Source organism: Cellulophaga tyrosinoxydans (genome assembly GCF_900176415.1).
Lineage (GTDB): Bacteria > Bacteroidota > Bacteroidia > Flavobacteriales > Flavobacteriaceae > Cellulophaga > Cellulophaga tyrosinoxydans.
Genome location: NZ_FWXO01000003.1, coordinates 199,629 through 213,174 on the forward strand (window position 1 = coordinate 199,629; position 13,546 = coordinate 213,174).

The following is a 13,546-nucleotide window of genomic DNA, read 5'->3' on the forward strand; positions in this document are numbered from 1 at the left end:
AACTTGATATTAATTTTCTGGATTTACAGACGAATTGCTTTTAGCCTCTTTTGATTTTATTCTGAATGCTTCACTTTTAGCCGATGCTACTATTTCTGGGTATTGCGAAAAATTAGCAATTACACTATCTAGTATATAGGTTGCTTGATAAGCATCACCTAAGGCATCAAAGTTTTTTGCCATTAGTATTAAGCCTTTACCTCCCCATTCTTTGTAAGCCGAGTAATCTTTAGCTAATTTCTGTACCGACGTATTGGAAGCTTCAAAATCCTGTGCTTTATTTTTAAAATAAGCATCGTAGTACAATGCCTCCGCTGCTAATTCACCACTAGCGATAGGTAACACTTTAGCATAAGCTTCCTTAGCTCTCTCTTCATTATTGGTTTTAATGGCAGAACGAGCTATCATTATCTGAGCATCACTTTTAATACGGTCATCTATCTTAGCGGTTGCCAATACCTTTTCTGCATAAGAAATTGTATTGTTATAATCTTTCTGCTCAAAATAACCTTTCATAAGATTAGACTGCGCAAAGGTTACGTTCTGTTGAATGTTAGCCGTACGCTCTAACTTTTCTAAAAATGGAATGGCTGTTGAGTAATTACCTTTACCAACATATATTTCGCAAACCCTTGTTAAGGATTGCTCAGCATATTCGCTAGCTCCTCTATCGGCAACATTTTTGTAAAAATTAAGCGCTTTATCTTTATCGCCTTTAGCGTAATACAATTGTGCTAAATTAAAATTAGCTTTTAAAGCGTGTATTCCTTTAGGAAACTCTTTTAGGTAACCTTCATAGCCACGAATAGCTTGTTCTGTATTACCTTCTAACTTTTTTTGATCGGCAGATTCGTAGGTAGCATTATCTAATTCCGTATCGGTTACTTCAACAAAATCTAAACCTCTAACCCATTCTGCATATTCATTAACTCTACCTAAATCTACATAAATAAGTTTTGCGGTGGTTACCGCTTGAATAGCTTCTTGTGTGTTTGGATAATCTCTAACAACAGTTTTAAATTTAGCTAAGGCTTGCTCATTTCTATTAGAATTATAATACACCAAACCTTGACGAACAATCGCTTGAGGCACTAATGTACTGCCCTTATACTCACTTATTAATTTATCGTAAATACGAATACCTTCATCTACTTTATTGGCGCGAACATAAGAATTAGCCAACTCAAACAACACATCATCTTTTAGTGTAGATTTTGGATATTTAGTTACAAATGAATTTAGCTCCTCAATCTTTGTTGCTACTCTGTCTACAAATCCATAGCTCAAAGCTTTTTGAAATGCCGCATAATCCTTTTCACTACCACTATCATCTAACGCACTATTATAGGCTTCTATGGCAGGCCAATATTTGCTAGACACAAAATAACTGTCTCCTAAACGTAAATAAGCATCATGTTTTTTATCCGTATCAGTACTAGAGGCAACGTAATTATTAAAACTCGTTGCTGCACTTGTATACTGTTTAAGCTTAAAATAGGTATAAGCCAAATTATAATCCAAATCTTTAGACTCGCTGGTTGACTTCGCATGCGGATTTTTCTGGAATTCCGTATAACTCTTTAATGCCTCGTTAAATTTATTGCTATTGAATTCCGCTTCGCCTTTCCAAAAACTAGCACGAGCTTTAAATTTAGGATCTTCAGCACTACCAATAGATTTATCAAAGGCATTTATTGCACCACTATAATCTGCACTAACAAAAAGCTCTACACCGCGATAGAATGCTACCTTTTGGTAGGTAGCTTTACTTGCATAAGATTTATTTTTCTCTAACAAATCCATAGCTCCAGCAAAGTTTCGAGAAGTTATATACGAATCCACCAAAAGCTCCTGGATTTCAGCAGTATGTTCATCTTTAGGATATTTTTCTAGATAATTGGTTAAGACTGAAGGTGCATTTTCATAAGCGTTACCAATCTCATAACTTAATCTTGCGTAATTAAGAAATGCATCTTTCTGTATTTGCGGTGAAAAATCCATCTGCGATGCATTTCTAAATGCATTGAGCGCCTCTGGTTTTTTATCCAATTCTAAATAACATTCTGCTAAATGATAATAGGCGTTTTGCGATACACTATTGGTACCCCCAATAATTTTATTAAACTGTTGAATAGCGTTGTTAAAATCGCCTTGTTTGTAATAGCTATACCCTAAAAAGTAATAATCTGTATTGGACCATTTACCATTAACACCTTTATATTCCAGTAAATAAGGAATAGCATTATCGAACTGATTTAAGTTGAAATAACTTTCTCCAATAATTTTACTTAATTCTGATTTTTCAGCTCTATCAGCCTTCGGCAACTGCTTCTTAGCCAAGGCAATTGCCTCTTCAAACTTTCCTAATTTAAAATTTAGATCGGCCTGATAATAGGATAATTTTTCTTCCAAAACCTTCTGATCGGTAATCTGATCAAAACGTTGGTTTGCGGCATCATAATCATTTTGTTCGTAAGAAATATATCCTAAATAATACTTCGCTTGAGACCCATATACCGGAGAGGTAGTTACTTTATTTAAATACTTTTCAGCCTCCGTTGTATTTTTTGAAGAATATAAGGCATAACCGTAATTAAAATTGAATTTATCCATCTCTGAACGAGAAAGTGAACTTTGATCCACTTTCTTATACCATTTTAAAGCATATGGATATTTTCCTGTTTCAAAATAATATTCCGCTACATCTGCATATGCCGAATTTCGCTTAGTTGATGTTGGATAATTGGTTACAAAATCTTCCATGAGCTTATCCGCTCCCAGCTGATTTAACCTTACTGCAGCATTGGCAACGTAGTACGCACTATTTGCCTCTGTTTCGAGATCTTTGGTAGAATTTTGAACTTGTTCAAAAATAGCCTGAGCTGCTTGAAATTGTTCATTATTATAAAGCGTCAACGCTTGTTGATACTCTCTATTATCGTGAGTATAAATTTTTGATTCTTGTGCGCAAAGAAGATGCAAAGTTCCAAATAAACTAAGCACTAGCGCGGTTTTTTTCTTTAGCATAGTGTTCTCCAACAGTTAAGAAATACCTCGTATTTAAATTATAACGACAAATATTGTACCTAAGTATACGAAGATACTTTTTATTTTAATTTAATTTAGGTCTAATGAACTATCTGAAAAACTTTAAGATTTATTTATCAAAAAGTAAATGCTAGATTTAGAGAAATCTATTTTGAAATTGGTACTGTAAATTTAAAATCACTCCCTTTACCCAATTGACTTTCTACCCAAATTTTACCTCCTAATTTTTCTACAAATTCTTTACAAAGTATTAATCCAAAACCGGAACCCTGTTCATTTGCTGTTCCAGGCAAAGACATGTTTGTAGCAATATTGAATAATTTTTGAGATACTTGATTACTCATTCCCACGCCTGTATCTGAAACTACAAATTCTACATCGTTATTTTTTTCTATAACTGATATTGCAATTTTTCCGCCAGATTTGGTAAACTTAATTGCATTAGATAATAAATTTCTTAGAATTGTTTTGAGCACTTTAGCATCAGAAAATAGTTCTATTGGCTGTAAATTTGGCTCTTGAAGAATTACGTTTTTAGTTTTTGCTATGTGTTGTGCCAATTCTTGAACTTCCATAATTAGTGCCATCACATTTACTTTCTCAGATTTTAAATTTATCTGTCCTGTTTGCGAATGTGACCATTCCAATAAATTCTCAAGAAGTTTTAAGGTAGATTTTGAAGTAGAATTAATCATGCCCAAATACAATTCCAATGTTTCGGGATTCGTATTATTTTCGTCGTTACTTAATATTTCTGTTAGTGATAAAATGTTATTAAACGGGCTCCGTAAATCATGTCCAATAATCGAAAACAATTTATCTTTAGTAGCATTTAATTCTCGTAATTGTTTTTCGCTTTCTTGTAAGGCTTGTTCTGCCTTTTTACTTGCGGTTATATCGCGAATGGCACCAATAATATACTTTTTGTTAGTTGCATCAACAAATCTAGATTTTCGTGTAGAAATAATTTGTTGCTCACCACCTCTTAAGGTAAGCGTTTCTTCATTTATATTTTCAATTCCATCAGCAAGTACTTGCCTATCTATTTGCAAAAACAATTCTCTTTCTTCATCAGAGACATGCTCTGCTAATGTTTTTCCAATAATCTCTTCTCTAGATAACCCAAATAATTCGCAAAACGAATCGTTAACTAATATAAGCTTACTCTGCTCATCTTTAACAAAAATAGCATCACCCATACTATCAAGTATTGTGCGCGTATAAATTTCGCTTTCATCCCCCTTCTTTAAAAGAAATTCGAGTTTAGAATTTGTTAATAAGCCTTCAGAAAAATTCTTTTTACCATCAATTTCATTGTGCCCATTGGGCTCTGCTTTTGTATTTTCAAAATTCTGACCAGCTTTTTTATGGCGGTTGCCTTCCATAATAGCTACATATTGATATTAAAAAAACACTTGTTCTTGGCTAATATACAGATTTTTAAGTAAATTAATACTATAAATTAACAAGGTTCCAGTATAAGAAGAATACCAACTATATTTTTAAAGTTTACTTTAATTTTAATATGGTATTACTATATTTATATCAACATTTATCTACCATGACTGAAAGCATTTTAAAATTAACAGACGTTGCTGTTTTTCAAAAAGAAAATCTAGTGCTAAATGATATAAATCTAGAAATTAAAAAAGGAGAGTTTATCTATTTAATTGGCAAAACAGGAAGTGGCAAAAGTAGTTTCATGAAAACACTTTACGGCGATCTCCCATTAACACAAGGTACAGGTAGTGTTGTTGATTTTGATTTAAGAACCTTAAAAGAAAAAGATATTCCATTTTTAAGAAGAAAATTGGGTATTGTTTTTCAAGATTTTAAACTATTACCAGACCGCACTGTAAACAACAATCTACTTTTTGTTTTAAAGGCTACGGGATGGAAAGATAAATCTAAAATGGATTCTCAAATTGAAGAGGTTTTAGACAAAGTAGGCATGAAAACCAAAGGCTTTAAATTTCCGCATGAACTATCCGGAGGTGAACAACAGCGAATTGCTATTGCCAGAGCACTTTTAAATGATCCTGAATTAATATTAGCCGATGAACCTACAGGCAACCTAGATCCTCAGACTAGTGTGGAAGTAATGAAGGTATTACAAGATATTAACAAGACAGGAAGAACCATTTTAATGGCAACACATGATTATGCACTTTTATTAAAATACCCTTCTAAAACTTTAAAATGCGACGGAAATAAGGTTTTTGAAGTAGTGCAAAAAGCCATGTAACACAAACTTATTTTATGCTATTTTCATAATAGATAAGACCAAGAACTACTTTTAATGATCTTAAAAAAAGAGACCAATCAACCCGATAAAAAAACGAACGCTTTTATTGGTGTTCTCTTATTTCTAATATCACTTGTACTATTTTTTATTACGGTACCCATTGGTTTTATTTATGCATTTTTCTACAAATTATTCACCAAAGGCGTTAAAGGTATTGGCGAATACAGCCTAAAAATTGCTATTTCTGTAGACCAATTGGGCAATGTAGTAATGCAACATCTTTTAAATTTACTTTGGATAAAACCCAATGGCTATAAATTTGGAAATAGAGACGAAACCATCTCCAGCGCTTTAGGCAGAAACAAACAACTACAAACCTTAACCAAGTTTGGATTAGCCATTGATTGGATTCTCGACAAAATAGACCCTAATCACACATTAAACTCTATTGATTATTATATAGAGCCTTCGGAACAAATTATAGACAAACTGGCTTGGATTCACATCGTTAATTTTGAAATTTTAAGCACAAGGAGTTTTGGCAAAGAAAAATATTATATCCCAGGCGGCAAGCGCGAAAAAAATGAATCTGATCATGCAGCGCTACTCCGAGAAATAAAAGAAGAACTACAAGTAGATTTAATAGTTAAATCTTTAGAATTTGTTGGCGTTTTTGAAGCACAAGCCGATACACATAAAAAAGGCACTCTAGTTCGCATGACCTGCTACTCTGGCACCTATTTAGGCGAGCTTGAAGCCGCATCCGAAATAGAAGAAATTGTATGGCTACAATACAAAGACAGAGATAAGGTTTCCGAGGTTGATCAATTAATATTTGATTATTTATTTCAGAAAGGCATCTTACTTTGATGATCATCTAGCCCTTAAAATCATCATATTTTTTCGTTACTTTTGTTCAACATTAGAACATTAACTTCATGACATTATTAGGAATTGATATTGGAGGCTCTGGTATGAAAGGAGCTTTAGTAAATACCGAAACAGGCGAATTACTAACAGAACGCTTTAGAATAGAAACTCCGAAATCAAGAAAGCCAGAGGAAATGGCTAAAGTTTTTGCTGAAATAGTAAAACACTTTGATTATAGCGGACCTATTGGCTGTGGTTTTCCAACGATTATTAAAAAAGGTATTTGTAAAGCGCATGGAAATCTGAGCAAAGAATGGCTAGGCGTTAATGCCGAAGAACTTTTTAGTGATTTTACTGGCTTACCGGTTACTGTAATTAATGATGCTGATGCTGCTGGTTATGCAACCATGAATTACGGTGTGGGAAAAGGACAGAAAGGACTAGTTCTTATGATAACTATTGGTACGGGCTTAGGCAGTGGCGCTTTTTATAATGGTCAGTTACTACCTAATTTCGAATTGGGGCAGATACCGTATAAGAAATACGAAAAATTTGAACATTATGCAGCTGCTTCAATTAAAGAAAAGGAAAAATTAAGTTACAAAAAATGGGGTAAACGTTTCAATAAATTTCTTGAAGCTATAGAATTAATAGTATCTCCAGACTTAATAATTCTTGGCGGAGGAACCTCTAAAGATTTTGAAGAATACAAAAAATATATAAAAATAGATACTCCGGTAATTCCTGCAGAACTACAAAATTATGCAGGTATCATTGGTGCTGCAACAGCGGCTCACATGAAAAAACCTATCTAAAAAAATTACTATAAAAAAATGCCTCAATTTTGTATTTAAATTGAGGCATTTTTTATTTCATTTATTCCTATTTACTTGGCACTAATTTAGCGCCTTCTGGTTTAGAAAAATATCCCTCAGGCACTTGGGGAATAAAATCAACATCACTAATATCTATCTTGGTAATGTAAGCACCCATTTCCTCGTGCTCATCTAACCAATACGTTTTTAATCCAGTTGGTAAAAGAATGCCCTTAGAACTCTTCTGCCCTATTATTTCCATTATTTTTTCTGGTGAATGACCTCCATTCGGAAAATATTCGGGATATGAAACAATATACCTAACAGCACTTATTATATGCGTATTTGTATCAAAATATAATACATAATAATCCTCTGGTGCATCGCCTACATTTGCTTCAAAAGTAACTTTAACCACATCTTGCAAGTTTCCTTTATACTCCTTCTGATCCAGAAGTTCAAGATTTACACCTTCACCATCTAAAACAAAAGGATGCCCTGCTAGATACAAAGGTGTTAAAGCCCAAAAACGTGTATCATATTCAAATGCTGTAGTATCCTTAGCCTTTACCCAAGCTTCTTTACCATCCCAGCCAAATATTGCCGTACTATCTTCAAAACTGGCATGCCTTGCTTTGTTATTCCATGTATCTATAGTTTGGTAAGAATTTCTTCGTGTTGAACCATCTTCAGGTTGGTAATCAAATCTAAATGTTAAGTAACCGTTAGCATACCAAGTTGCCAAACCCCCTTGTGCTTCCATTGCGTTCCATATAACTTTACCAGCCTCCGAAGCATTTAATCTTGTCTTAGCCTTTTCAACTCTATTTGCAATCCATTTTTCCGATATAGGATAGGCAGCCACTACTTTAGTATCTTCCATTACTAGCTCATTCTTTGGCTTATCCTTACACCCTGCAGCAACAAGCAATAGTGCTATTGCAATTAATTTAAAGTCAATTTTCATTCTAATAGTTTTACTATGAGAACTAGTAGTCGCAGCATTTTGAAAACCATTACATAAAAAAAGCCACAACTTTCATTGTGGCTTTTTCTAGTATAAAAATTTTAAATTATGCTATTTTATTTCGCTTACGCTCATTCTCTGTTAAATATATTTTTCTTAAACGCAAATGTTTAGGAGTAACTTCTACATATTCGTCTTTTTGTATATACTCTAAAGCTTCTTCTAAAGAAAACTTGATTGCAGGAATAATTCTAGCTTTATCATCTGCTCCTGAAGAACGTACGTTAGATAATTTTTTTGTTTTAGTAATGTTAACTGTCATATCATCACCTCTAGAGTTTTCACCAATAACCTGACCTTCGTAAATATCTTCTCCTGGATCAACAAAAAACTTACCTCTGTCTTGTAATTTATCAATAGAGTAAGGAATAGCTTTTCCTAATTCCATAGAAACAAGTGAACCATTTTGACGTTGAGGAATATCACCCTTCATAGGCTGATACTCTAAAAATCTATGCGACATAATTGCCTCACCAGCTGTAGCTGTTAATAATTGATTTCTTAAGCCAATAATACCTCTAGATGGAATTAAAAATTGGCACACCATACGGTTACCTTTCGCCTCCATACTTGTCATTTCTCCTTTTCTTATAGAAACCATTTCTACCGCTCTACCCGAAACTTCTTCCGGTAAATCAATAGTTAATTCTTCAATTGGCTCACATTTTACACCATCAATTTCTTTAATGATAACTTGTGGCTGTCCAATTTGCATTTCGTAACCTTCACGACGCATGGTTTCGATTAAAACAGATAAGTGTAATACACCTCTACCAAAAACTAAAAATTTATCAGCACTATCCGTAGCATTTACACGTAAAGCCAAGTTTTTCTCTAATTCACGCTCTAAACGATCTTTTATATGACGAGAAGTTACAAACTTACCATCCTTACCAAAAAATGGGCTATCATTAATGGTAAATAACATACTCATGGTAGGTTCATCTATAGCTATAGTTTTTAATCCTTCAGGGTTTTCTATATCTGCCACAGTATCTCCAATTTCAAAACCTTCTAAACCTACAATGGCGCAAATATCCCCAGCCTGAACTTGTTCAACTTTTAATCTACCAAGACCTTCAAAAGTGTATAACTCTTTAATTTTTGTTTTTACAATTTTACCATCTCTTTTTACCAGAGATACTTGCTGACCTTCTTTTAAAGATCCTCTCAACAATCTACCAATAGCAATTCGCCCAGTAAATGAAGAGAAATCTAATGAAGTAATCAACATTTGAGTAGTTCCTTCTTTAGCTTCAAAAGTTGGCACATGCTCAATAACCATATCTAATAATGGCTCAATATTTTCTGTTTGATTTTTCCAATCATCGCTCATCCAGTTATTTTTAGCTGAACCATAAACTGTTGGAAAATCTAGCTGCCATTCTTCTGCACCTAATTCAAACATCAAATCAAAAACTTTTTCATGAACTTCTTCAGGAGTACAGTTTTCTTTATCTACTTTATTAATTACCACACATGGCTTAAGACCTAAATCTATCGCTTTTTGTAATACAAATCTAGTTTGTGGCATTGGCCCTTCAAAAGCATCAACCAATAACAAAACACCATCTGCCATGTTTAAAACACGTTCTACCTCACCACCAAAATCGGCGTGACCAGGAGTATCAATGATGTTAATTTTAGTCCCTTTGTAAACTACAGAAACGTTTTTAGAAGTAATAGTAATACCTCTTTCACGCTCTAAATCATTGTTATCTAATATTAAATCACCTGTGTTTTGGTTCTCTCTGAACAATTGACAGTGATACATAATTTTATCTACCAAAGTAGTCTTACCGTGGTCTACGTGTGCAATAATGGCAATATTCTTTGTTGCTGACATAACTCTATATTTTGGGAAAACTCCCCTCTAAATTTCGCGGCAAAGGTACTGCTATTTTTTTAAGTGCAACCTAAAGTTAAGATTTTTTTATTACCCTGATTTTGAGCGTTTTCAAGAGACTCCAAATAGATATAATTTCTATTATCTTTGTTATAATAATTATTACAAACAAAATGAATCTAGAAAGGATACCTCAAATAAAACATACGACTAGTAATAACTTCTTTTTATTGTGCGGCCCTTGTGCTATAGAAGGTGAAGATATGGCTTTACGAATAGCAGAACGAGTACTAACCGTTACAGACAAATTACAAATTCCGTATATTTTTAAGGGAAGTTTTAAAAAAGCAAATCGTAGTAGAGTAGATTCTTTTTCTGGAATTGGCGATGAAAAAGCGCTTAAAATATTACGAAAAGTTTCTGAAACGTTTAAAGTACCTACCGTAACCGATATTCATGAAGTATCAGATGCTATGATGGCTGCTGAATATGTAGATGTTTTACAAATTCCTGCATTTTTAGTTCGTCAAACAGATTTAGTAGTTGCTGCAGCAAAAACAGGAAAAGTAGTAAACCTAAAAAAAGGCCAATTTATGAGTCCTGAAAGCATGCAACACGCAGTTACTAAAGTTACCGATTCTGGAAATGAACAGGTAGTAATTACCGATAGAGGTACCATGTTTGGCTATAAAGATATGATTGTAGATTTTAGAGGCATACCAACTATGAAAACCTATGCCCCAGTGGTATTAGATGTTACCCATTCTTTACAACAACCTAACCAAACTAGCGGTGTTACAGGTGGACGTCCAGACATGATAGAAACTATAGCGCGAGCAGGCATTGTTACTGGAGCTGATGGTATTTTTATGGAAACACATTATGATCCATCAATCGCGAAAAGTGATGGTGCTAATATGTTACATTTAGATCACTTAGAAAAACTATTAACTAATCTAGTGGCTATTAGAAAAACGGTAAATAGTTTATAAATAGAGAAGGGTGAACATTTTGTTCACCCTTTTCTATTATTTTTTTGTAGTTTATATTTACTCACAAATAGAAACTGTAAAAGAGCCTTCAAAAATACTCTCAGCAAACATTTCACTTCCTTCTTTATTTAATTTCATTTTACCTGAAATTTCAGTTGCACTTACCGAAGTAATCTCCACAGTCTCCCCTAAACTATTGAATGGTGTATTATTGCCATTTTGAGTCACAATATTAATATCTGTATAAACGCCCACCATATTTGGCACTGTAGCTGAAATGGTTAATTCATAATCAAAGAAATCAGTCTCACAACCTAAATCTTCATTGGTTAAATAAATTGTAATCTCTTCAGTACTTGTACTAGATCTAAAAAAAGCTTGACCACCCATAAAAGTAAAAGCTTGGCCTTCCACCGTTCCGGTTAGGGTTTGATTACTAATACTGCTAGAATCATCGTTATCACTAGAACAGCTTACAAAAGTGATTAATACTACAAGTGACCAAAATAATTTCTTCATTTTAAAAAGTTTTTATGTTATGGTTTAGAAACTCACTTTTTTTTTAAATTATTGCTTTTAAAACAATCTGGCATCTAAAAAATGATTTGCAAAATGGCAACAACAAATAACAAGAATTCACGTTGTAATAATCAACTTACAATTAAGATAAATTGAATTCCATTATTGCTCAAATAAAAGCGCATCGCAGGTACAAAATTGTCATTACACTAACCGTTGTAGGACTAATTTTGCTAATCATTCGTGTGGTAAGTACGCAAACCATATTGTTTACTTTTCTTTTATGGAATCTTTTTTTAGCTCTATTACCCTTAGTGTTTTCAAAAAGTCTACGCTATAGTTCAAGAATAAGTAATTCTAAATTTTTGGGCGTATTATTTATTATTCTTTGGCTTTTATTTATACCCAATAGCCCTTACATTGTTACCGATTTAAAGCATGTGGATAACGATTATGGCATACAATGGTTCGACCTTACCCTAATACTAGTTTTTGCAATAAATGGACTTCTGATTGGAATAATTTCTATGTTGGATATTTTTAAATTACTTCAAAATAAATATTCTACCAAAATCACCCATTCCGTTGTTGGACTTATTTGCATTTTAGGTGGATTTGGTATCTTCCTAGGCCGCTTTCTACGATTTAATTCTTGGGATATATTCACTAAACCCGATACGCTATTTTATAGTATTTTTCACACTCTTTTCATGAAAGAAACCTGGATTTGGACTATTCTTTTTGGTGGATTTATGTGGATTTCATTTCTTTTAATAAAGCCTTTACTAGTTAAGAAAAATATTCCTGCAAATTAACACCTAAACACCATCTACGTAATCTTGTAAATAGGCATAACGTTTGGTTAGTTTGCCATTTTGAGTCATTCTTGCCCGTTCTAATACTCCATTTTTATCATCATTAAAAAAGGCAGGAATCACATTCTTTAAAAATGCATCGCCAAAACCAACGCTAGCATCTCTAGGCAATTCACATGGTAAATTATCTACTGCCATAACCGCAATAGCCTTAGCATCTTTGTAATCTATTTCAGATTCTGTTTGTGGATTATATCCGTAAATAGGATCCGCGATTGTAGAAGGTCTTATAGTCGTCGCAACTGGTCCGTCAATATCACAACTAACATCGGCCACAACCTTTATGTTAAATTCTGGATGTTTGGCATCCTCGCGAGAATACAAATACGGGGCACCATTACCATAAAAATGGCCGGCTATGTATAAATCTGTTACTTTAGCAAACCGAAAAAAATTGGACTTATATTCCTGCGGATTCGCAAAAAAATCTGCTTTATTACCGCGAGACCCATCTTTTCTCTTATTGTATTCAGATGCGTCAATTTGGCAATACACAGGCTCGTTAAATTGATGCTCCAAATACTCAGAAACAGTAACTTTTCTTAGGTTCATCGCATCTAACATTTCTTTAGCGCCATTGCCTACTCTACCTCTTCCGGTTAAAAGTATTTTTATTGCTGGTAACTTTATTTTTTGCAATTCACTGATTAATGCCGCTTGATCCCCAAGCGTTTCAGCTTTTGGCAGATTAAATAATTCAAACTTAAGTCCGTATGCTCTCAATCCATTATACGCACCAACAATACCGGCATACCTGCCAAAAGCTACTAGACGTTGTCCTTTTTCATTGGTTATAACCTCATGATCATACAATTCTATTTTCTTATCCAAAACCGCCTTTAAAAGTGTTCTATTATAGGGCTGTTTTTTAATCGTATGAGAGAAAAAGAAATATTTCTTATGCGGAATTAACGAAGCAATAGGCACTTCCTTCACCCCAAGCAAAACATCACAATCTTCCATATTGGAATCAACCGTAAGTCCAAGATTTTTATAATCTGCATCCGCAAAGGTTCTAATGGGTGATGGCTCTATACACACTTCTGCATTTGGGTATGTTTGCAGTACTTTTTTGCAAGCCTCAGGTGATAAAACCACTCTTCTGTCCGGTGGGTTTTTACGCTCTCTTATAATTCCGAATTTCATACTTTTTGGGTTTTGAATACTAAGTTTTTGGTTGATATAAAATACTTTAGTGCTATGGTCATTATTTCAAATTGCTTAGTGTTACTATGTTTTTGCTTCTTTAGAAATAGAAGCATCGTAAACCAAGTAGACTAATTTTTTAAAATATAACTTTATGATTAAT

At 33.6% G+C, this 13,546-nt stretch carries 11 protein-coding genes; 5 read left to right on the forward strand and 6 right to left on the reverse strand.

Features of this window, described 5'->3' with window-relative positions:
* Positions 1–9: 9 nt before the first annotated feature.
* Positions 10–3,027: a tetratricopeptide repeat protein gene (locus B8963_RS10440; protein WP_084061464.1), complete on the reverse strand. Its 3,018-nt coding sequence runs from the start codon at positions 3,025–3,027 to the stop codon at positions 10–12.
* A gap of 167 nt (positions 3,028–3,194) precedes the next feature.
* Positions 3,195–4,433: a PAS domain-containing sensor histidine kinase gene (locus B8963_RS10445; protein ID WP_084061465.1), complete on the reverse strand. Its 1,239-nt coding sequence runs from the start codon at positions 4,431–4,433 to the stop codon at positions 3,195–3,197.
* A gap of 176 nt (positions 4,434–4,609) precedes the next feature.
* Between B8963_RS10445 and B8963_RS10450 the strand changes: the two genes are divergently transcribed.
* The 3 genes from B8963_RS10450 to ppgK all read left to right on the forward strand — a co-directional run bounded on the left by B8963_RS10450 (position 4,610) and on the right by ppgK (position 6,978).
* A complete protein-coding gene (locus tag B8963_RS10450) occupies positions 4,610–5,293 on the forward strand; it encodes a cell division ATP-binding protein FtsE (RefSeq protein WP_084061466.1) in 684 nt (227 codons plus the stop codon).
* Positions 5,294–5,347: 54 nt separating this feature from the next.
* On the forward strand, positions 5,348–6,163 hold the full coding sequence (locus B8963_RS16200; RefSeq protein ID WP_084061467.1) for an NUDIX hydrolase: 816 nt from the start codon (positions 5,348–5,350) through the stop codon (positions 6,161–6,163).
* A 68-nt stretch (positions 6,164–6,231) separates the two neighbouring features.
* Positions 6,232–6,978 (forward strand): polyphosphate--glucose phosphotransferase, encoded by a 747-nt coding sequence (gene ppgK, locus B8963_RS10460; protein ID WP_084061468.1) that lies wholly within the window; start codon positions 6,232–6,234, stop codon positions 6,976–6,978.
* 67 nt (positions 6,979–7,045) lie between these two features.
* On the opposite strand, the gene B8963_RS10465 is transcribed toward ppgK, so the two are convergent.
* The gene (locus tag B8963_RS10465; RefSeq protein ID WP_084061672.1) at positions 7,046–7,945 is read right to left on the reverse strand and encodes a hypothetical protein; all 900 of its coding nucleotides are present in this window, start codon (positions 7,943–7,945) and stop codon (positions 7,046–7,048) included.
* A gap of 106 nt (positions 7,946–8,051) precedes the next feature.
* Complete coding sequence (gene typA, locus B8963_RS10470; protein ID WP_084061469.1) at positions 8,052–9,851, reverse strand: translational GTPase TypA; 1,800 nt, start codon at positions 9,849–9,851, stop codon at positions 8,052–8,054.
* Between the two features lie 173 nt (positions 9,852–10,024).
* Here typA and kdsA point away from each other — a divergent pair, with 173 nt between their 5' ends.
* Positions 10,025–10,843 carry a 3-deoxy-8-phosphooctulonate synthase gene (gene kdsA / locus B8963_RS10475; RefSeq protein WP_084061470.1) on the forward strand — a complete coding sequence of 273 codons (819 nt, stop codon included), beginning with the start codon at positions 10,025–10,027 and terminating at the stop codon, positions 10,841–10,843.
* Positions 10,844–10,900: 57 nt separating this feature from the next.
* Here the strand turns inward: kdsA and B8963_RS10480 are convergent, their stop codons facing one another.
* A complete protein-coding gene (locus tag B8963_RS10480) occupies positions 10,901–11,362 on the reverse strand; it encodes a hypothetical protein (RefSeq protein ID WP_084061471.1) in 462 nt (153 codons plus the stop codon).
* A gap of 152 nt (positions 11,363–11,514) precedes the next feature.
* Between B8963_RS10480 and B8963_RS10485 the strand changes: the two genes are divergently transcribed.
* Entirely contained in the window at positions 11,515–12,177 is a 663-nt protein-coding gene (locus tag B8963_RS10485) for a DUF1361 domain-containing protein (protein ID WP_084061472.1), read from the forward strand.
* Between the two features lie 3 nt (positions 12,178–12,180).
* Here B8963_RS10485 and B8963_RS10490 read toward each other — a convergent pair whose 3' ends face one another.
* The gene (locus B8963_RS10490; RefSeq protein WP_084061473.1) at positions 12,181–13,383 is read right to left on the reverse strand and encodes an NAD(P)-dependent oxidoreductase; all 1,203 of its coding nucleotides are present in this window, start codon (positions 13,381–13,383) and stop codon (positions 12,181–12,183) included.
* Positions 13,384–13,546 lie beyond the last annotated feature (163 nt).

Excerpts from the sequence above, each read along its gene's own strand:
- B8963_RS10440 (WP_084061464.1), bottom strand. The coding sequence starts at position 3,027 with ATGCTAAAGAAAAAAACCGCGCTAGTGCTTAGTTTATTTGGAACTTTG.
- B8963_RS10445 (WP_084061465.1), bottom strand. The coding sequence starts at position 4,433 with ATGGAAGGCAACCGCCATAAAAAAGCTGGTCAGAATTTTGAAAATACA.
- B8963_RS10450 (WP_084061466.1), top strand. The coding sequence starts at position 4,610 with ATGACTGAAAGCATTTTAAAATTAACAGACGTTGCTGTTTTTCAAAAA.
- B8963_RS16200 (WP_084061467.1), top strand. The coding sequence starts at position 5,348 with ATGATCTTAAAAAAAGAGACCAATCAACCCGATAAAAAAACGAACGCT.
- ppgK (WP_084061468.1), top strand. The coding sequence starts at position 6,232 with ATGACATTATTAGGAATTGATATTGGAGGCTCTGGTATGAAAGGAGCT.
- B8963_RS10465 (WP_084061672.1), bottom strand. The coding sequence starts at position 7,945 with ATGAAAATTGACTTTAAATTAATTGCAATAGCACTATTGCTTGTTGCT.
- typA (WP_084061469.1), bottom strand. The coding sequence starts at position 9,851 with ATGTCAGCAACAAAGAATATTGCCATTATTGCACACGTAGACCACGGT.
- kdsA (WP_084061470.1), top strand. The coding sequence starts at position 10,025 with ATGAATCTAGAAAGGATACCTCAAATAAAACATACGACTAGTAATAAC.
- B8963_RS10480 (WP_084061471.1), bottom strand. The coding sequence starts at position 11,362 with ATGAAGAAATTATTTTGGTCACTTGTAGTATTAATCACTTTTGTAAGC.
- B8963_RS10490 (WP_084061473.1), bottom strand. The coding sequence starts at position 13,383 with ATGAAATTCGGAATTATAAGAGAGCGTAAAAACCCACCGGACAGAAGA.